The organism is Mesorhizobium sp. M0239, from assembly GCF_040321815.1.
In the GTDB taxonomy this organism is placed as follows: domain Bacteria; phylum Pseudomonadota; class Alphaproteobacteria; order Rhizobiales; family Rhizobiaceae; genus Mesorhizobium.
This window is the reverse complement of sequence record NZ_JAMYSG010000036.1, coordinates 1-19,982: the sequence shown is the minus strand read 5'-3', so window position 1 is coordinate 19,982 and position 19,982 is coordinate 1. Positions and strand designations below refer to the sequence as shown.

The 19,982-nt window shown below is 64.1% G+C and carries 17 protein-coding genes and 1 pseudogene; 10 read left to right on the top strand and 8 right to left on the bottom strand.

Annotation, left to right across the window (positions count from 1 at the left end; translation table 11 throughout):
• Positions 1–33: 33 nt before the first annotated feature.
• Together NKI99_RS28820 and NKI99_RS28815 are read left to right on the top strand one after the other, a co-directional pair.
• The gene (locus NKI99_RS28820) at positions 34–513 is read left to right on the top strand and encodes a tellurite resistance TerB family protein (protein ID WP_352612978.1); all 480 of its coding nucleotides are present in this window, start codon (positions 34–36) and stop codon (positions 511–513) included.
• A gap of 15 nt (positions 514–528) precedes the next feature.
• Positions 529–1,245, top strand: a complete 717-nt coding sequence (locus tag NKI99_RS28815; protein ID WP_352612976.1) for a glutamine amidotransferase — start codon at positions 529–531, stop codon at positions 1,243–1,245.
• A gap of 96 nt (positions 1,246–1,341) precedes the next feature.
• Here the strand turns inward: NKI99_RS28815 and NKI99_RS28810 are convergent, their stop codons facing one another.
• From NKI99_RS28810 to NKI99_RS28775, 8 genes and pseudogenes are all read right to left on the bottom strand, one after another.
• Positions 1,342–1,650, bottom strand: a complete 309-nt coding sequence (locus NKI99_RS28810; RefSeq protein WP_023811223.1) for an NIPSNAP family protein — start codon at positions 1,648–1,650, stop codon at positions 1,342–1,344.
• 49 nt (positions 1,651–1,699) lie between these two features.
• Entirely contained in the window at positions 1,700–2,938 is a 1,239-nt protein-coding gene (locus NKI99_RS28805; protein WP_352555159.1) for an MFS transporter, read from the bottom strand.
• Positions 2,939–3,100: 162 nt separating this feature from the next.
• Complete coding sequence (locus NKI99_RS28800) at positions 3,101–4,201, bottom strand: aminotransferase class I/II-fold pyridoxal phosphate-dependent enzyme (protein WP_352612974.1); 1,101 nt, start codon at positions 4,199–4,201, stop codon at positions 3,101–3,103.
• Positions 4,202–4,381: 180 nt separating this feature from the next.
• Entirely contained in the window at positions 4,382–4,843 is a 462-nt protein-coding gene (locus tag NKI99_RS28795) for a Ros/MucR family transcriptional regulator (protein WP_023811220.1), read from the bottom strand.
• A 215-nt stretch (positions 4,844–5,058) separates the two neighbouring features.
• Positions 5,059–5,778, bottom strand: coding sequence for an ROK family protein (locus NKI99_RS28790; RefSeq protein WP_352612972.1), 720 nt, complete (start codon positions 5,776–5,778; stop codon positions 5,059–5,061).
• Between the two features lie 12 nt (positions 5,779–5,790).
• Positions 5,791–7,167 (bottom strand): glucose-6-phosphate dehydrogenase, encoded by a 1,377-nt coding sequence (gene zwf, locus NKI99_RS28785; protein WP_352612970.1) that lies wholly within the window; start codon positions 7,165–7,167, stop codon positions 5,791–5,793.
• 22 nt (positions 7,168–7,189) lie between these two features.
• Positions 7,190–8,203 carry a phosphogluconate dehydrogenase (NAD(+)-dependent, decarboxylating) gene (gene gnd, locus NKI99_RS28780; protein WP_352612968.1) on the bottom strand — a complete coding sequence of 338 codons (1,014 nt, stop codon included), beginning with the start codon at positions 8,201–8,203 and terminating at the stop codon, positions 7,190–7,192.
• Positions 8,204–8,267: 64 nt separating this feature from the next.
• A pseudogene (locus tag NKI99_RS28775) lies at positions 8,268–10,687 on the bottom strand (glucan 1,4-alpha-glucosidase).
• A gap of 401 nt (positions 10,688–11,088) precedes the next feature.
• Here NKI99_RS28775 and NKI99_RS28770 point away from each other — a divergent pair.
• From NKI99_RS28770 to NKI99_RS28735, 8 genes are all read left to right on the top strand, one after another.
• Positions 11,089–12,369: a sensor histidine kinase gene (locus NKI99_RS28770; protein ID WP_352612966.1), complete on the top strand. Its 1,281-nt coding sequence runs from the start codon at positions 11,089–11,091 to the stop codon at positions 12,367–12,369.
• Positions 12,369–13,091: a response regulator transcription factor gene (locus tag NKI99_RS28765; protein ID WP_127318792.1), complete on the top strand. Its 723-nt coding sequence runs from the start codon at positions 12,369–12,371 to the stop codon at positions 13,089–13,091. Before NKI99_RS28770 ends, NKI99_RS28765 begins: the two co-directional genes overlap by 1 nt.
• A gap of 114 nt (positions 13,092–13,205) precedes the next feature.
• Entirely contained in the window at positions 13,206–14,174 is a 969-nt protein-coding gene (locus NKI99_RS28760) for a YihY/virulence factor BrkB family protein (protein ID WP_352612965.1), read from the top strand.
• Positions 14,175–14,380: 206 nt separating this feature from the next.
• On the top strand, positions 14,381–15,271 hold the full coding sequence (locus tag NKI99_RS28755; RefSeq protein ID WP_352612964.1) for an SMP-30/gluconolactonase/LRE family protein: 891 nt from the start codon (positions 14,381–14,383) through the stop codon (positions 15,269–15,271).
• Between the two features lie 90 nt (positions 15,272–15,361).
• Positions 15,362–16,375, top strand: coding sequence for an ABC transporter substrate-binding protein (locus NKI99_RS28750; RefSeq protein ID WP_023811211.1), 1,014 nt, complete (start codon positions 15,362–15,364; stop codon positions 16,373–16,375).
• A 49-nt stretch (positions 16,376–16,424) separates the two neighbouring features.
• Positions 16,425–17,894, top strand: a complete 1,470-nt coding sequence (locus NKI99_RS28745; RefSeq protein WP_352612962.1) for a sugar ABC transporter ATP-binding protein — start codon at positions 16,425–16,427, stop codon at positions 17,892–17,894.
• Between the two features lies 1 nt (position 17,895).
• Positions 17,896–18,876 (top strand): ABC transporter permease, encoded by a 981-nt coding sequence (locus NKI99_RS28740; protein WP_023811209.1) that lies wholly within the window; start codon positions 17,896–17,898, stop codon positions 18,874–18,876.
• Positions 18,877–18,879: 3 nt separating this feature from the next.
• Positions 18,880–19,827, top strand: coding sequence for an ABC transporter permease (locus NKI99_RS28735; RefSeq protein WP_023811208.1), 948 nt, complete (start codon positions 18,880–18,882; stop codon positions 19,825–19,827).
• Positions 19,828–19,982 lie beyond the last annotated feature (155 nt).

The following is a 19,982-nucleotide window of genomic DNA, read 5'->3' as shown; positions in this document are numbered from 1 at the left end:
GGGCAGGCCGTCAGGCCGTTGGGGTATGGATCTATGTTTGAACGCGTTCTGTCGTTTCTCAGGGATTTGCCGGCCGGTGCCGGCACGCATGCCAGCACGGACGATCCGCGCATCGCTGCCTCGGCGCTGCTCTACCATGTGATGAACGCCGATGGCGTGCGCCAGGATGTCGAGTGGGAGCGGTTCAAAGCGGTGCTGGCGGAGAGCTATTCGATCAGCGGCACGGAACTCGAAGCGCTTGCCGCCGCCGGCGAGCGGGCCGACAATGAGGCGATCGATCTCTATGCCTTCACCAGCGTCCTGAAGCGCCATCTCGATGCCGATGCGCGCAAGGCCTTCATCGGCCTGATGTGGGAAATCGTCTATGCCGACGGCGAGTTGCACGAGCTCGAGGACAACACCGTCTGGCGCGTCGCCGAGCTGATCGGCGTCGAACGCCATGATCGCGTCGAGGCGCGCCGCAAGGCGGCGGCGCACGCGCCGGGCGCCACCGGAACATCGAGCGACGAATAGGATCTTCGCCTTCCCATGCCGCGCCAAACGAGTTCGAAGCCAAAGATCCTGATCGTGCTGCATCAGGAGAGTTCGAGCCCGGGGCGTGTCGGCCACATGTTGCTGGAAGAAGGGTTCGACCTCGATATTCGCCGGCCGCCGCTTGGCGACGCCTTGCCCGAAACACTGGACGACCACGCCGGCACGGTGGTGTTCGGCGGCCCGATGAGCGCCAATGACGAGGACGAGTTCGTTCGCCGCGAGACCAGCTGGCTGGAAATACCGCTGAGGGAGAACCGGCCATGTCTCGGCATCTGTCTCGGCGCACAGATGCTGGTCAACTGTCTCGGCGGCAAGGTCGAAGGACACGGTGAAGGGCTGGTCGAGGTTGGCTGGTATCCCCTGAAGGCGACCGAAGCCGGCAAGCAACTGATGCACTGGCCGGAGATGGTCTACCAGTTCCACCGCGAGGGTTTTTCGCTGCCCAGGGACGCGACGCTGCTGGCGACCGCCGAAACCTATCCCAACCAGGCCTTCCGTTACGGCGACAATGCCTGGGGCATCCAGTTCCATGGCGAACTGACCAGGGTGATGATGCAGCGCTGGGTGGTGCGCGGCGCGCATCGCTTCGAATTGCCCGGTGCCCAGCCCGGCCGCGATCATCTCGGCGGCCGGCTGATCTGGGACATGCATCTCAAGCGCTGGCTGGACGAGTTTTTGCGGATGATTTTCGGCAAGCCGAGCAATGGCTAAAGCGCGTCGCGTTTGAACGGATTCAGGCGCCGCGCTTTAGGTCTTTGTCTTTATGCATGTAGGTCTCCCAAAACCGGGGCCACTTTGCGACATGCATCAAGGTTCGAGCACCGGCCGCAGGAAGCTGCGCTCGTAGCTGAGAATGCTGCGATTGCGTTTTTCCATTTCAAACACTTCCTGGCATTCCGGGTCGGCAGCCATACGCTTGCGATAGTCCTCGTAGGCGGCGAGGCTCGGGAAGCTGAACATGGCAAAAGCGACATTGTTAGCCCCCTCGCTCGGAAGGAAATAGCCGTGATGGTTTCCGCCGAGGCGGTTGACCAGGCCTATCCAGCGACGGCCATAGTCTTCGAACTCGGCAAGCTTGTAGGGGTCGATGACATATTTCAGGTAGCAAGTGATCATGGGAGCTCCTGTGTATAGGCGAGGCATGTCGGCTGTCAGCCGTAAGAGATCAGTTGCGTCCGTTGAGGTGGCGCACCTTGCGCAGTTGCGGGAACAGCACCATCCACAGGCCCGCGACGGCGATGGCGCCGATGCCGCCGATCACCACGGCCGGCACCGTGCCGATCAGTGCGGCCATCGTGCCGGCGCGGAATTCGCCGACCTCGTTGGAGGCTCCGACAAAGACCTGGTTGACGGCGTTGACGCGGCCGCGCACCTCGTCGGGCGTCCACAGCTGGATCAGGGTCTCCCTGATGTAGACGCTGAACATATCGGTGGCGCCGAGGCCGGCAAGGGCTACGATCGACAGCCAGGTGATGGTCGAAAGGCCGAACAGCACGGTGAAGGCGCCGAAAGCGGCGACGAAGCCGAGCATGATCTTGCCGGCATTGTCTCGCAGCGGGTGACCGGCAAGCCAGACGGCGACGCAGATGGCGCCGATGCCCGGCGCCGAGCGCAGCAGGCCGAGGCCCCAGGGGCCGAGTTCCAGAATATCGCGGGCATAGACCGGCAGCAGCGCCGAGGCGCCAGACAAAAGCACGGCGAAGAGATCGAGCGAGATGGCGCCGAGCACGATCTTCTCGCTCCAGATATAGCGAAAACCGGCAAACAGCGTTTCCATCGTCGGCTTGTCGGTGACGCCCTGCTGCGCGGGCTTGGGAATGGTGAAGATCAGCAGGCCCGCCACGAGCATCAACACAGAGGCCACTCCGTATGCGATCTCGGGCGAGACTCCATAGAGAAGGCCGCCGGCAACCGGGCCTACGATAGTCGCCGTCTGCCAGGCGGATGAATTCCAGGCAATCGCATTGCCGAAATCCTCCGGCGGCACCAAATTGGCGAATAGCGACGACGAGGCCGGTCCGTAAAAGGCGCGCGCCAGGCCAAACAGCGCCAGCACGATGAAGATCGGCAGCGGGCTGACGAGGCCCCGCAGCGTGAAATACAGGAGAACAAGCGCACAGCATGCCTCGACCACAGTCGCCAACGCCATGATCAACCGGCGGCCGAAGCGATCGGCGACGACGCCGGTGACCAGCACCAGCAGCAGTGAAGGCAGGAACTGAACGATGCCGACAATGCCGAGATCGAAGGGATCGCGCGTCAAATCATAGACCTGCCAGCCGACCGCGACAGACACGATCATGGTGGCGAATGTGGTGAGGAAACGTGCCGCCCAATAGCTCAGGAAGGAGCGATGGCGGAACGCGGCATAGCGCTGATCCGGCGATATCTGTTCTGCTGTCATGATTTAAGAGGCCCCGTTGCAGTGACGTCAGCTGGCGGGGCACTTCCACGATGGGCGCTGGTCCGGCTGGCGGAACTTTTAGCTCAGTTCGCAGCGGATATGCGTTAAAATCAGTGCTGGATCAAGGAATTTTCAGCCTGCTCCGTCACCGGCACGCGTAAGTTACTGCCGCAGCGCGGCGGAGATGGCATCAAGGCCGCCGCGCAATTCGGCTTCCGTCGGCCAGCCAAAGCCGACGCGGAAGAAGCGCTTCTCCATCTCGAACCAGTGGCCGGGCCCGACATAGGTGCCATGGTTTTCCAGCAGATTCACATAGAACCGGTCGAGGTCGAAGCCAGGTTCGACATTGAGGCGCGGGAAGCCTACGACACCGCCTTCGGGCCGCACCCAGTCGACCAGCGGTTCGCGATCGATCCAGGCCTGGACGATGTCGCGGCGCTTGGCCATTTCGGGCAGCAGCGTCGCCAGGAAAGCGTCCCGGCGCTCGAGCATGCCCCGTGCAATGCCTTCATCGATAACGCTGCCGCAAATGCCGATCTGCTCCTTGGCGGCGAGGAATTTTTCCTGGAGCGCCGCGTCCCGGGTGATCAGCCAGCCGATGCGGATGCCGGGAATGCCGAAGGCCTTGGACAATGACGAGACGCTGATCGCCTTCGGGCTCAGCGAGGCAGCGGTCGGCAGCCGCCGGCCGTAGGAGAGGTCGCGATAGGTCTCGTCGACCAGCAGATGGCAGTTGCTGCTTTCGGCAAGCGCCACCAGGGCATCGAGTTCGGTTCGGCTCATCATCGTGCCGGTCGGGTTGTGCGGGCAGGTGACGCTGATCAGCTTCGTGTCCGGCCGCATCGCCGCCTTGACGCGTTCGACATCGATGGCAAAGCCTTCCTCGAAGGCCAGGTCGACAAAGCCGATCGCGCAGCCGATCGCCCTTGGGGTTTCGATGTTGGTGGCGTAGTTGGGCCTGATGACGACGAGATGGTCATTGGCCGACAAAAGCGAGGTCGAGATGATGAACAGCGCGCCCGCGGCACCGGCGGTGACCAGGACATCATCCGGTGAAATGCCGGCATCCTGCGCCGAGATCAGGGCACGCAACTGCTTGTCGCCGCGATGCTCGCCATAGAAAAGCGTGAGATCAGGCAGCGACAGGCCGATGTCGGAGAGCTTGTGGTCGGCGATCGAACTTTCCGAAAGATTGTAGCGGATACGGTCGTAGCCGTATTCTTCCGGCGCTTCTTTCTCGATCACCATCCTGGTGTAGTTCATGGCTCGCTCCCCAAGGCCCCGTCCGTCCATCCAAGCCATAAAAACATCAAGCCTGCCAAGGCGGATTCGCCGGCAGGCTTCTGTTCCAGTCGTCCTAACTGTTGGCTCAGGACTGAACTAGATCTCTGCTTTAGGCAGGTCGTCGTCCCAAAACCGCTGCGCACTTTTGGGCGACATGCCTCAGGCCGAGGCCTTGGCCTTCCTGCCCTTGGCGGGTGCCTTCACGGGGGCCGCCTTGCGGCCGAGGCCGATCGATTTCGCCAGCAGCGAACGCGAGGCCGCATAGTTGGGAGCGACCATCGGATAGTCCGACGGCAAGCCCCATTTGGCGCGATAGGCGTCCGGCGTCAGGCCGAAATGCACGCCCAGGTGACGCTTCAGCGATTTGAACTTCTTGCCGTCTTCGAGGCAGATGATAAAATCGGGCGTCACCGACTTCTTGGGGTTGACCGCCGGGACCAAGGGGGCAGCCACCGGGACCGCAGGCTTGCCGAGCCCGTTTATCGAGGCGCTGACGCTGGCGATGAGGTCGGCCAGGCCGGAGGCGGGCAAGCGGTTCTTCTCGACGTAAGCGGACACGATGTGAGCGGTCAGCTCGAGCAGATCGATGTCTTTACGGGCACTGTTGCTATCGTCGGTCACTCTATTTCTCCGTCTACAGCGAATGACCTGAAAATCGGATTCGACTTCCGGAAAGGATCATGCGCGAAATCAAAATGCTATGGCGTCCTTCGTGCGTCCACGGGACGAATGGCGTTGGTGTAGCGCGGAATTCCTAGTCGGCAAATCTGCGTATTGCAACGACTTGATGGCATATCACACGTTATTTTGAACAACTATATTAAACAATAACAGTATCAGACTATCAGCGCCTTGTCGCGCCACAAACGAAACCCGCCTTCAAAGGCGCGTGTGTTGTCGCCGCGCCTGGAGTCGGCGGGCAATTCATCGAGCTTGTCGACGTTGCCGCCGCCAATCACGACATAGTCCGGCTGCATGGCGGCACGGAGCCGGTCGACGACGTCGAAGACGTATTTGCGCCATTTCTTCTTGCCGCGCTTTTCCAGGCCGCGTTCGCCGACATAATCCTCGAAACTCCTGCCCTTCTTGTAGGGCAAATGCGCGAGTTCCATCGGTTGGGCGACGTTGTCGGCAATCATCGCCGCACCGAGACCGGTGCCGAGCCCGAGGAACAGCATACGCCCGCCCTCGTAGCTGCCGATGGCCTGCATCAGCGCGTCATTGACCACTTTCACCGGTTTGCCGAACGCGCCCGCAAAGTCGAATCCAGCCCAGCCCGTGCCGAGATTGGCGGGGTCGGCGAGCGGCCTGTTGTGATTGACCGGGCCGGGATAGCCCATCGAGACGACGTCGTAGGACAGGCCTTCGGCGAGCTTGTTGACCGTATCGATCATCTGCCGCGGCGTCAGGCCCGGCCCCGAATCGGCGCGGCGCTCCTCGCCCCCGGCGCTGGTGAGGATCTTGACGTGCGAGCCGCCGATGTCGATCGTGAGCACGATTTTTTCAGTGTCCGGCTTCTCGGTGCCCGATGCTGGTTGCTTCACTTTCTTGGCCATCGTGTGATCCTCTCACTTCACCGGATCGATCCAGCCATTGGGCGGTCCGAACCCGGCCATGACGTCCGCGGGTCCCCATGTGAGCGGCTCGTAGAGGTGCGGCGGCGTGGTGTCGCCAAGCACCGGGCCGACGATGCGCCAGGCCAGTTCGCTGGCGTCCTGGCGGGTGAACAGCTGGCCGTTGCCGTTCATGGCATCACCGATCAGCCGCTCGTAGGGCGGCATGTCGCTTTTGCTGTCGTCGAGCGCCGTCAATTCCACCTGCTCGCCGATCATGTCGTCGCCCGGCGCCTTGCGCTGTGCTCCGATGGCGATCACCACCTGCGGGTCGATGCGGAAGCGGACGTAGTTCTGGTCGGCGGGCTTGATCGGATCGAAGACATCGAGCGGCGGCCGCTTCAGCCGCACCACCACTTCGGTGACGTGCACCGGCATGTTCTTGCCGGCGCGGATGAAAAACGGCACGTCCTGCCAGCGCCAGGTGTCGACGAAGAAACGCACCGCCGCGAAGGTCTCGACCGGCGAGTTCGGCGCTACGCCGGGTTCGGCGAGATAGCCGGTGAACTGGCCACGCACGACATCGTCTTTGGTCAACGTGCGGATGGCGCGCAGCACCTGCACCTTCTCGTCGATCAGGTCATCGGCGGAACGGCCGACAGGCGGCTCCATGGCAAGCAGCAACAGGATGTTGAGCAGATGGTTCTCGATGACGTCCCTGATGCAGCCGACATCGTCATAGAAACGGCCACGTCCCTCGACGCCGAAATCCTCGGCCATGGTGATCTGCACGCTTTCGACGTAGTTGCGGTTCCAGATCGGCTCGAGGAAGGAATTGGCGAAGCGGAAATAGAGCAGGTTCTGGATCGCTTCCTTGCCCAGATAATGGTCGATACGGAAGATCGACTGTTCGTCGAACACCAGATGCAGGACGCGGTTCAGCCAGCGCGCCGATTGCAGATCGTGACCGAAGGGCTTTTCCACCATCAGCCGTGCGCCATGCGCGGTGCCTGATTGCTCCAGCCCCTGGACGACGGTCTCGAACATGGTCGGCGGCACCGCCATGTAGTGCAGCGGCCGCTGTGCGGTGCCGAGCGCGCTCTTCAGTTTCTCGAACGTCGCTCCATCGCGGTAGTCGCCGCTGACGTAGCGCAGCAACGAGGCGAATTTGGCGAACGCTTTCTCGTCGATCTTGCCGAGCGCATTGACGATGCCGTCGCGGGCGCGCGCCTGCAACTGCTTGAGATCCCAGGCGTCGAAGGCGACGCCGATCATCGGCTCGGTGAGCGTGCCCTTGGCGACCATCTGGTAAAGGGCTGGAAATATCTTCTTGTAGGCGAGGTCGCCGGTGGCCCCGAAGAGCACCAGCGTGTCGGACCGTTCCTGGCTCATGCGCGTGTCTTTCCCCGTGTCGTCACTTGCCGGCCTTCGGCTTCTCGACATGGCCGCCAAAGGCATAGCGCATGGCGGAGAGCAGCTTGTCGGCGAATTCGGATTCGCCCTGCGAGGAGAAGCGGTCGAACAGCGCCGAGGACAGCACCGGAGCCGGCACGCCGGTGTCGATAGCCGCCTTCAGCGTCCAGCGACCTTCGCCGGAATCCGAAACGCGGCCGCCGAAATTCACCAGGCCCGGATCGCTTTTCAACGCGCCGGCCGTCAGGTCGAGCAGCCAGGAGCCGATAACGCTGCCATGCCGCCAGACCTCGGCCACCTGGGGAAGGTCGATGTCGAACTGGTAGTATTGCGGGTTTTCCAGCGGACTGGTCTCGGCGTCCGCCGTCCGTTGCCGCTTGCCGGCATTGGCCGACTTCAGGATGTTCATGCCTTCGGCATAGGCGGCCATGACGCCATATTCGATGCCGTTGTGCACCATCTTGACGAAGTGGCCGGCGCCGCTCGGTCCGCAATGCAGATAGCCGAAGGGCGCGGTGCCGGCATCCGCAGGCGGATTGGAGCCGGCATCGGCGCCCGGCGCCAGCGTGGCGAAGACCGAATCGAGGTATTGCACCGCCACATCGGGACCGCCGATCATCAGGCAATAGCCGCGCTCCAGGCCCCAGACCCCGCCGCTGGTGCCGACATCGACAAGATGGATACCCTTGCCGGCCAGTTTCGCGGCCTGGTCGACGGCGTCGTGATAGTAGGAATTGCCGCCGTCGATAACGATGTCGCCGGGCTCCATCAGGGCCGCCACCTGGTCGATGATCCTGCCGGTGATGGCTGCCGGCAGCATCAGCCACACGCAGCGCGGCTTGGCGAGCTTGCCGACGAATTCTTCCATTGAAGCCGCCCCCAGCGCGCCGTCGGTCACCAGAGCCGCGACGCTGGCCGGGTTGATGTCGTAGACGACGCATTCGTGGCCGTCGCGCATCAGGCGGCGGACCATGTTGGCGCCCATCCGGCCCAGTCCCATCATTCCGATCTGCATGGTTTCGTCCCTGTTTGCTTGGAGATTTGCGGGGTTTATCGGGGGAAGGTCTACTGGCTATGATCTACTGGCCATCTTGGTCGCCCGATATGACGGAGAAGTCGACATTCTCCCAATCGCCGGTCCCGGGCCAGAGAAAAGTGAAGGTCAGCGTGCTTCCCTCGGGGAGGCTTGCCGCGGGCAGATCGGCAAGATGGATGCCGAAGGCGTTCTCTACCGTCTGGCTGTCATGGGCGGTCGCCCAGTTGTCGGTGCTCCAGTGGACTGTAGCCGGGTCCAACACTTCGACGCGCAACGTCTTGCCGGCTGGGACCGTGCGGATCTTGTTGTTGAACCGCCAGGTTCTGAACGGGGATACGGTCTTGTCCTCGATATAGCGCTTGACGCCTTGCGGCGGCATGTCGAAGACCGCGCCGTCGCGCAGCGAGCGCAGCAGCTTGATATGCTCCGAATGCGCCCAGACCAGCGGCATGGCGCTGCCCGAGGGGCGGCCATGCAGCAGTTCGCGTTCCGGCAGATCGGCGCCGTCCCAGACCTGCTCCGGCAACAGGCCGCCCGGTCCGGCCGAGCCTTCCAGCGCTGCCAGCAGGCTGGCTGCCTTTTCCTCGTGTCCAGCCGCCAGCTCATAGTGGGCGCGTTCGCCGGCCAGCAGCGGCCAGGGGCGACCCTGGCCGGTGCCATCGAAGGGTGCGCCGTCTTCGTGCTCGCCATAGCCATCGCCGTTGTAGCGGTACCAGAGCGGCCCTTGCGGCAGATCGCAGCGCAATTGCGCGTCGATGACCTTAACCGTGTCTGTCATGCGCGGATCGTCGGCCGCCGCAGACCGAAACGGACAAGTGCCAGTGCATCCGGGCTGACGATCTCCTTGGCGGGCCGATCCGTGTCGCCGGGCGGCCGGTTCTTGATCGGGACATAGCCGTCCTTCGGCGAACCGGCCTCGGCACTGTCGGGTGGTGCTATGCGGACATAGTAGCCTTCGACGCCGACTTGACTGCAGATCGCCGTGCCGGTGACGTAGGTCCAGCGCTCGACCTGGTCGTTCCAGACGTCTGATGTCTCGCGCAGATAGGTCGCGGCGTCTGTCTTGCCGCAGGCGTCGAGCAGGTCTGCCGCGGCAAGCAGTGCGGCGATTTCGACGGCGAGCGTGAACGGGCTGTAGCCGGCATCCTCTTCCCAGCGGTCCTCGCCGGTGACGGGTCCGTTGCGCACGACATAGCCGGCGGCGCGCTCGATCATTGGCAGGAAGGTCATGAGCCTGGCGCGCGGCAAATGGCCGGCGCGGCGCAAAGCATCGGCCAGCAGCAGCGGAAAGGCGCATTCGTCCATCTGGATGCCGGGCCAATAGGCCGATCCGTCGAGCCAGGCGTTCTGCGGCCAATGGCCGTCCGGCTGCTGGATGGAGCTGAGGTAATCGAGGATTTGCAGGGCCGAGGCAGCATCGCCGGCAGCAAGAAAGCCGCCCGCCGTCTCGACCAGATCGCGTGGCCAGACCAGATGGTAGCCGCCGAGGTCGTCGTCACCCTTGTTGAAGCCCCACGGGATCGACAGGCTGGCGACCGCGGCGCCCGGTGTCGCGATCGACCGGTGCATCGCCAGTACCGCGGTGCTGGTGCGATAGCTGTTGATACCCGATGATGCCGTGTGTCGATCTAGCGGCAGCAGGCCAGTCTGCCATTGGCGCCAGTTCTGGAGGTAGGATTTCGCCGCGGGTTCAAAACCCTGCTTCAGGCTGGCGAAAGCATGTTCCGCGGCCTCGTCTGATGTCGCGCCAAACCCAAGCGCCAGCAAGGCCTTGGTCTCTGTGGCGGAAAAGCCGATCTCGCCCGTCAGCGCGACATTGCCGTCCTCGGCCCGCTGGCAAGCCGGATCGAGTTCTCCGATGTTGTGGAGTTGCTGCCAGCCGTCGGAAAAGCCGACATAGCCGGCCGAACCGGTCTTCCAGGGCAGCGACGAGGCCAGCGCCAGGCAAGAGCCGCGCCCCGAGGCGAACAGCACGGGCTTTCCTTCGTGCTCGCCGACCCAGGCGGTGTTGCCCATGCCGGCATTGACCAGATGCGGCGCCAGAAGCGCGTAGACGCGGTAGTCACCGGGCATCCCTTTCAGCGCCGTGAAGGTGATTTCCTGCAGCAGCGCCGGGCGCTCCGGGTCGGCGAGGATGCGCTTTTCGATCCGCCAGGCGCCGTCATTCGCCGTGTTGACCAGCCGGTAGGCGGGCACGCCGTCCTCGAACGGTTCGATCGTATGCACGGCATCGCGTTTCTCTTCCGAAAAATAGCCGCCGGGGCCGGTGACGATCAAGCCGAGGTCGCGGGTGCAGGCGCTGTCGACGCGCGGATAGTAGACTTCGTTGAGGATGCCGTGGCTGATCGTGAACCAGATCCGGCCGGCCGGCGAAAGCGACGTTCCGACGCCACTCTTGGCGCTTGATGTCCAGCGCGCCGGGATTCCCGGGGCGCCCGGAGCAACGTTTTGCGTCACTGGCATTCTGTTTCGGTCTCCTGGCCTCCTCCCTAGACCAGGACGCGAACCCTTTACAATCATTGCACCGCAAGTTGATCGGGCGGGCCAACGGCAGGGCAACGAACTCGGGCTGACGGGTTTCTTCGGAGCCTTCGCCCGCGCGTAGCTGACGAAGCATCAAACGAAAAACCCGCCTGTGCGGCGGGTCACTGGCGCAAATCAGCACCATGGACAAAAATGTACCATAGCTGAGGGCACGCAGTCAAGAAAAAATTCCTATACCGCCACAAGGCTGCCGACACCGCCGAGCTGTCGTCAGCTCTTTTGTCAAGCTGAGTGCGGGGCCCTATGGCCAACGGCGCCGTCGTTGACAGCGGCGGCGGCATGCGTCCACTATTTCGCGGCACGGGAGGATCGTGAAAACAATGGCGGAAGTGTCCCTGGTCCTGATCGACCGGCTGCTGGCGATATCGCGGGCGCTTGCCGGCCATATCGATCCCGGCACGGCGTTCCGCGCGACCGCCATCGAGATCGGCTCGCTCATTCCGCACGACCACATGGATCTGGCGGTGCTGTCGCATGACGGGCGCCGGCACGCCTGTTACGAAGCCGGCTTCCACACCAGCTGGAGCGAGCTTGCCCAGCATCCGCTGCCGACCGAAGTCAGCCCGATCCGCTCGGTGCTGTGGGGCGAAGTCCCCTATCTGCTCGCCGACGACGCGTTGAGCGACGAGCGGTTCCATTTCGCCACCGCTATCGACGGCCCGATCTTCGCCGCCAGGCTGCGCAGCCGCATCGTCGTGCCGCTCAGGGCGCGGGGCGGCATCATCGGCGCGCTCAACATCAGCCGGCACGAGGTCGACTGCTACACGCTTGCCGATGTCGCGGTCGCCCAGCAATGCGCCGACCTGATCGCGCCCTACATCTTCGCGCTGATCCAGACTGAGGAGGCGCGCCGCGCCATGCTGGCCGAGAGCGAGGCGCGCAACCGCGTCGAGCTGCTGCGCGTCGGCGCCTCGCAATTGACCGAAGGCATGGAGCGCGAACGCCGGCGCATGGCCATGGACCTGCATGACCAGACGCTTGCCGATCTCGCCCGCATCGCGCGCCAGCTTTCGGCGCTTCGCGGCCAGGGCGTGGCGCGGGCGGCACAGCTTGCCGATCTCGAAAAGGAGGTCGCCGGCTGCCTGACGGAACTGCGCCACATCGTCGACGACATGCGGCCGAGTGTGCTCGAACTGTTCGGCCTGCGCGACGCGGTCGAGGCGCATCTCAACCGCAGCGTCGCCAGGGCCAAGCCGCCGATCGCCGTGCGCATCGCCGACACCAGCGACGGTGGCGCCGACAGCCTGTCCGAGCCAGTGCGGACCGCGCTCTACCGGATCGTGCAGGAAGCGATCAACAATGCCGTGCGCCATGCCGCGCCGCACCGCATCGACGTGCTGCTGGCGTCGACCGCGAGCGTGCTGCGGGTGATCGTGACGGATGACGGCCAGGGCTGCGGCGCTGTTGATCCGGCCGCGTATGGCGGCATCGGCCATATGCACACGCGGGCAGCCCTTATCGGGGCGCGGCTGCGTATCGGCCAGGCCGGCCGCAAGAACGGCGGCACCCGTGTCGTCGTCGAGATCGACCGCCAGCCGTCGCGAGACCTGGCGGCGGCTGCAGCGGTTCCTGGCGAGCTCGCCGTATCGGAGGCCATGTGATGCTTGTGATGATAGCCGAGAATGACGGGCTGCACCGTAGCTTCGCGCGGCGAACGGTGGAGCAGTTGTGGCCCGGCGACGTCGAGGTCATCGAAGCGAGTGACGGCGAGGACGCCATCAACCTGGCGGCCGAACGCGAGCCACTGCATGTCGTGCTCGATTTGCAGATGCCGAAGGCGACGGGAATCGAAGTTGCCAAGGCGATCTGGAACCGCCGCGCCGGCACGCACATCCTGTTCTGGTCGAATTTCGCCGACGAAGCCTATGTGCGCGGCGTGGCGCGCATCGTGCCGCCCGGCTCGGTCTACGGCTATGTGCTCAAATCGGCGACGGAGGAGGGCATGCGGTCCGCCCTGCGCGGGGTTTTCCGCGAAGGCCACTGCATCATCGACCGCGAGATCCGCGGCATCCAGCACCGCGTGCAGGACAAGTTCGAGGGCATCACCGACGGCGAATATGAGAGCCTTATCGACATCGCGCTCGGCCTGACCGACCGGGCGATCGCGGCGCGGCGCGGCCTGTCGATCCGTGGTGCGCAGAGCCGCATCAAGCACTGCTACGACAAGCTCGGCATCGTGCCGGCGGAGGACGGCGCCGGCGATGCTTCCGTGTTCAACTCGCGGACGCGGGCGATCTATCTCGCCATGGCGCGTGGCCTGATCAACATCGACGCACTGCGCCGCGAACAGGACCGGCTCGATGCCTGGCTGGCGGAGCACTGAAACAGCGGCGGCCACGCCCCGGAACTTCCGAAGGTCCGGCGCATTGCTAGTGAACGCCAACTCGATGCCTGCGGACCCGAAGTGCGACCCTCAATCACAGATTCATGGCACCTGGTGCGTGAAAGCATAGTCGGCTTCATCAACGATAATGCGCTTAGTCATGGTGCGGCGATGGCTTTCTATGCCACCACCTCGCTGGCGCCGATCTTGCTGATCGTGGTTGCGATCGCTGGTCTCGTCTTCGGTCACGATGCCGCACAATTGGCCTTGTCCGCGCAGATATCAGGGCTGATGGGACCGGAAAGCGCCGATCTCCTCAAGACTGCCTTGGAAAGTGCATCCGGCAGCCTATACGGCACCTGGGCCGCGATCATAGGGCTGGTCACCTTGCTGGTGGCCGCGTCTGGTGTCTTCGGCGAAATGCAGCAGTCGTTGAACACAATCTGGAAGATCGAACCGCAAGGCAATTCCCTGTCGCGTCTGGTGCGGGCACGGGCCGCCAGTCTGGGGTTGGTGGCCGCGCTCGGGTTCCTGTTGCTGGTCTCTCTCATCGCAAGCGCCGCGATTTCGGCACTGGGCGCTTTCATCAATGCCCATCTGCCGTTCGGAACGATCATACTCAGCGGGATCAATGGCGTCGTTTCGTTTGCGCTTATCTCCGTGATGTTTGCCGCCATTTACAAGGTTTTACCCGATCGAACCCTGGAATGGCGCGATGTGGCAATTGGCGCTGTCGGGACCGCGGCCCTGTTCACACTGGGGAAATCGCTTATCGGCTGGTATATCGGCACCAGCGCGATTGCGTCTTCGTATGGCGCCGCCGGCGGACTGCTCGTCATACTGCTCTGGGTTTACTACTCGTCGGAAATTTTCCTTCTGGGTGCCGAGTTCACGCGGGCCTATTCCGTTCGGCACGGCAGCCGGTCCGATCTGAACACGTTGGTTCACAGCCCCTTATCCGCGCAGCATGACCCAGCTCGAACACAACAGGAGTCCAACTCGGCTGGCGTGGTCGTGCTTGTGGCGGTGGCTTGCGCGAGCGCAACCCTTACCGCGCTTTTGTGGAGCGTCCGCCGGCCGTAGTCCAAAACCCGTTGTAGCTGCTATCATTCTGCCCCGATTGGCCATTGCGCGACTGTGCAAACGCACAGTCTGCCGTGCGCTTTGACCCGTATCGGCTCGTCGGTACCGCGCCTACGCTCTACTCCAACAAGAAGACTGTATCGGGAAGCGCTCATGCCATTCGTCACCATGCGGAGTAGCACGGCTGTTCGCGCCGGGAGCCGATGATGTCGGTGTCGGCGCGTGCGCGCCATTCCGGTTTCGACGACGTCGTCGGCGATGCGACCATTGAGACGCTGGCGAGCGGCTTCGGCTTCCTCGAAGGGCCGGTCTGGCACCCCTACGAGAAATGGCTGGTCTTCTCCGACATTCCGGAAAGCCGGATGTATCGCCGCAGTGCCGAAGGCGAGATCGAGCTGTTCCGCGCGCCGAGCCACAAGGCCAATGGCAACACGCTGGACCGCCAGGGGCGGCTGGTCACCTGCGAGCATGCGACGAGCCGCGTGATCCGCTCCGAGCCCAACGGCAGCGTGACCGTGCTTGCCACGCATCACCAGGGCAAGCAGCTCAACAGCCCGAACGACATCGTCGTTGCCACCGGCGGATCGATCTATTTCACCGATCCGGGTTATGGCCGGAGGGAGTTCTATGGCGTGCCGCGCTCTCAGGAGCTGCCGTTCCAGGGCGTCTACCGCATCGATGGCGACGGCGCCCGGCTGACATTGCTGGCCGACGATTTCGGGCAGCCGAACGGGCTTTGCTTTTCGCTCGACGAGTCGCGGCTGTTCATCAACGACACCGAACGCGGGCACATCAGGGTGTTCGGTGTGGAAGCCAATGGCGACCTCAATGGCGGCGCGGTGTGGGCAGTAACCGAGGGCGAGGGGCCGGGAGCGCCCGACGGCATGAAGATCGACAGCCGCGGCAATCTCTACTGCACCGGCCCGGGCGGCATCCACATTTTCGACGCGTCGGGCGCCATTCTTGGCGTCATCCGGGCGCCTGAAGATTGCGCGAATTTCACTTTCGGTGACGACGATTTGCAAAGCCTCTACATTACCGCGTCGACGTCGCTGTACCGGCTCAGGGTGCGCGTGCCGGGATTGAGACTGTTTTGAGCTCGCGACAATCCGTGCTCAAATCAGAGTTGAGGCCGGGGTCAAAGCCGGTGGGAATGCAGCAGTCAACACATCTGGGAGGATAACGACATGAAGAAACTGTTCGTTCTGGGCGCTCTGGCGGCAATGCTCGCCTCGGGCACGGCGCTGGCCGACACCAGTGGCAAGAAAATCGCTTTTTCCAACAATTATGCCGGCAATTCCTGGCGGCAGGCGATGCTCGACAGCTATGGCATCGTCACCAAGAAGGCGGTCGCCGACAAGATCGTCGGCGCGGCCGACATCTTCACCACCGCCGACAAGGAGGTGCCGACGCAGGCAGCACAGGTGCAGAACCTGATCCTGCAGGGCTATGACGCGATCGTCATCAACGCCGCCTCGCCGGATGCGCTCAACGGCGCCATCAAACAGGCTTGCGATGCCGGCATCGTCGTCGTCTCCTTCGACGGCACCGTGACCGAACCTTGCGCCTACCGCGTCGTCGTCGACTTCAAGGACATGGGCAAGCAGGAAATCGAGCAGATGGCCAAGTTCCAGCCCAAGGGCGGCAATCTTCTGGAAATCCGTGGGCTTGCCGGGACCTCGATCGACGATGCCATCCATGCCGGCATCCTCGAAGGCGTCGCCGCCCATCCCGAGTTCAAGATCGTGGGTTCGGTGACCGGCGACTGGGACCAGACGACGGCGCAAAAGGCGGTGGCGACCATCCTGCCGTCGCTGCCCGACATCGTCGGCGTCGTCGACCAGGGCGGTGACGGTTACGGTGCGGCCCAGGCCTTCGCCGCCGCCGGCAAGCCGCGTCCGACCATCATCATGGGCAACCGCCAGGACGAGCTGCAGTGGTGGAAGGAACAGAAGGACAAGGACGGCTACCAGACCTGGTCGGCCTCGATCGCGCCCGGCGTGTCGTCCCTGGCCTTCTGGGTGGCGCAGCAGGTGCTCGACGGCCGCACCGACATTCCGCACGATCTGCTGGTGCCGTACCTGGCCTTCACACAGGACGATTTCGAGGCCGAGCTGCCGAAGATCCCCAAGGGCGGCGTCGCCAGCCACGAATACACGCAGGAAGACGCGATCGCGGCCATCAAAGCCAACATCAAGTGAATGTCACGGCAGCGTTGCCGTCCGTATCGCCGAGCGGATATCGTTGAGCATGCCTGAAGGGAACGCTGACATCATCAGACTGAACGGCGCCGAAAAGCATTTCGGCGCCGTTCGCGCACTGGGCGGCGTCGATTTTCACGTCGGCCCCGGCGAGTGCGTCGGTCTCGTCGGCCATAATGGCGCCGGCAAATCGACGCTGATGCACATGGTGGCGGGCACGCTGGTGCCCGACAGCGGGCAGATCGGCGTGCATGGCGACACCGAGGACAACTACTCGGTGGCACGGGCGCAGCAACTCGGCATACGCTGCGTTTTCCAGGAATTGTCGCTGTGCCCCAATCTCAGTGTCGCCGAGAACACGCGCATCAACCATGCTTCGCTGCGCGGGTTTGGCTGGCGGCGCAAGGCCGCCGAGCTGATCGCCGCCAAGCTCGACGAGATCTTTCCGGGTCACAGCATTTCGGCGTCGGACATCGTCGGCGACCTGTCGATCGGCCGGCGCCAGATGGTCGAGGTGGCGCGCGCCTTCACCGCCACTCAGGACCGGCTCGACCTCGTCATCCTCGATGAGCCGACCTCGTCGCTCGACGCGCATACGGCGGGCCAATTGCTGGCCTTCGTGCGCCGCTTCGTTGCCGGCGGCAAAAGCTGCATCCTGATCTCGCATGTGCTGGGCGAGGTGCTGCGCAACGCCGACCGCATCGTGGTGATGCGCGACGGCAAGGTGGTTGTCGCCGACGCCGCCAGCGCCTTCGACCGCGACCGGCTGGTGACGGCGATGGGCGGCGCGGAAGCGCGCCAGAAGATTGCGGCGCAAATCGCGGCTGCCAAGCCCGCCGCCAGTCCGCTGCGGGTTCGGGCGCGGCCCGCTGCGCAGAAGGACGGCACCGACCTTGTCGCCTGTGCCGGGGAGATCATCGGCCTTGCCGGGCTGGCTGGCCACGGCCAGACTGACCTGCTGCTGGCGATCTTCGCTGCGGCGTCGCGGGCCCGAACCGGCATCGAGGTGACGGCACCTGTGGCGCTGGTCGCCGGCGACCGTCAGTCGGACGGCATTTTCCCGCAATGGTCGATTGCTGAGAATATCGGCATCCGCTCGCTGGCGCGGCTGCGCAGCGGGCTGTTGATCTCGCCGCAGCGCGAGGCGGAGCTTGCTGCATTCTGGCAAAAGAAGATCGGCATCCGCACGCCGGATATGAACAACAACATCTTTTCACTGTCGGGCGGCAACCAGCAGAAGGCGCTGTTTGCGCGTGCGCTCGGCTCGGACGCGCAGATCGTGCTGATGGACGACCCGATGCGCGGCGTCGACATCGGCACCAAGCTGGAGGTCTACGACCTCGTGCGCGAAGAGGCCGCCCGAGGCCGCACCTTCCTCTGGTACACCACGGAAACCGAAGAGCTCGACAATTGCGACCACATCTATGTCTTCAAGAACGGCCGCATCGTCGCCAATCTGCGCCGCGACGAGTTGACCGAAGAGAAGATCATCCAGTCCTCCTTCGGCGATGCGGCCTGAGATGACGGCCGCCAGCCTCGACACCGCCGCCAGGACATCCGCCGAACGTGGCGCGCTTGCCCGCGCGCGCCTGCTGCGCGGGCTGCTGCCCGCGCTGTCGCTGGCGCTGGTGCTGCTCGCCATCGCCTGGCTCAACCCGCGCGCCATCAGCTATTTCGGCTTCAGCCTGATGCTGAACCTGGCAATCCCGATCGCCCTGGCGACGATCGCGCAGATGTTCGTCATTGCCGGCAACGAGCTCGACCTGTCGATCGGCACCTTCGTCGGCTTCGTCGGCTGCGTCACGGCGACCTGGCTGAAGGACGCGCCGCTCATCGGTGCCGCCATCCTGCTCGGATCGATCGGTGTCTATGCGCTGCTCGGCGCGCTGATCCATCTGCGCAATTTGCCTTCCATCGTGGTGACGCTCGGCATGAGCTTCGTCTGGCAGGGCCTCGCCATTCTCGTTTTGCCCAAACCCGGCGGCAAGGCGCCGGACTGGCTGCTCGGGCTGATGGCGTTCAAGCCGCCTTTCGTGCCGTTCCCGATCATCGCCGCGCTGCTGATCGGCCTCATCGTTCATTTTGGCCTGATGCGCACCTCCTACGGCGTGATCCTGCGCGGGTCCGGCGGCAATCCGGCGGCACTCGGGCGCGCCGGCTGGTCGCTGCTCAAGACCAAGATCGTGCTGTTTGCGCTCGCGGGTCTGTTCGGCGTGCTGTCCGGCATGGCGCTGATCGGCATCACCACCTCGGCCGATGCCAATATCGGCAATGGCTACACGCTGCTGGCGATCGCCGGCGTCATCCTCGGCGGCGGCGAATTCGTCGGCGGCCGGGTATCGCCGATAGGTGCTGTGATCGGCGCGCTGACGCTGGCGCTGGCCGCATCGCCATTGCTCACCTTCATGCACATCCCGCCCGACTGGCAGGTGGCCGCCAACGGCGCCATCCTGATCATCGTGCTGGCGGCGCGGGTGCTGATCAGCCGCAAGGAGAGGTGAGCGATGACATCGGTGAAATCGCTGCTCACCAAACCCTGGATCTGGTCGTTCATTGGCGCGCTTCTGGTGTGGCTGGCGACGATCGCCTTCACCGGCGGTTATGGCGCCGGCGGCATGGTCACTGCGGCCCTGTCGCTTGCGGTGTTCACCGTCATTGTCGGCGTCGGCCAGATGTTCGTCATCACGCTGGGGCCGGGCAATGTCGACCTGTCGCTGCCGGCCAATATCGGCCTTGCCAGCGCCGTCGCGATGAAAGTGATGGACGGCAACGATTCCATGATCGCGGTCGGGCTGCTGGCGGCGCTTGCCTGCGGGGCGGCGATCGGCGCCGCCAACTATCTGCTGATCTGGGCGCTGCGCATCCCGCCGATCATCGCCACTTTGTCGGCCAGCTTCATCATCCAGTCGATCGACATCAGCTACGGACGCGGCTTGCAGATCAAGCCGCCGCCGGGCTTCGCCGATTTCGCCAACCGGCAGGTGCTGGGCATTCCGGTGCTGGCGATCCTCACCGTGCTGTTCACCATCGGTGCGGCCGTCGCCCTGCAGCGTATGATCTATGGCCGCTCGGTGCTGGCGATCGGCCAGAACATTCGGGCGGCGTGGCTCGCCGGCGTCAATGTCGGCCGCATCCGCTTCCTCACCTACACGCTGTCGGGCGCGCTCGGCGGCATCGACGGTGCGCTGCTCGCCGGTTATTTCCGCGGCGCCAATGTCGACATCGGCAATGAATATCTGCTGGCCTCGATCGCCGTCGTCGTCATCGGCGGCACGTCGGTAGCCGGCGGCAAGGCCAATGTGCCTGGCGTGTGGGGCGCGGCGCTGTTCCTGGTGCTGCTTTTGACCATGCTCAACACGTTTGGGGTGAGTGCCGGGGTGCGATTGCTGCTCACGGGGCTGATCATTGTCGGGGTGATCACGGCGGCGGGCGGGCAGAAAGCGCCGCGGTAGCGGGAGCAGGACGCCGACGCTGGCGGGACAGCACCCCCCTCTGGCCTGCCGGCCATCTCCCCCGCAAGGAGGTGTTTGGACCGGAGACATCGCGAACAGGTGTGCGAGGACATCGCGAACAGTTTTGTCACTTATCGTCTGCAGAGGTTGAGGTC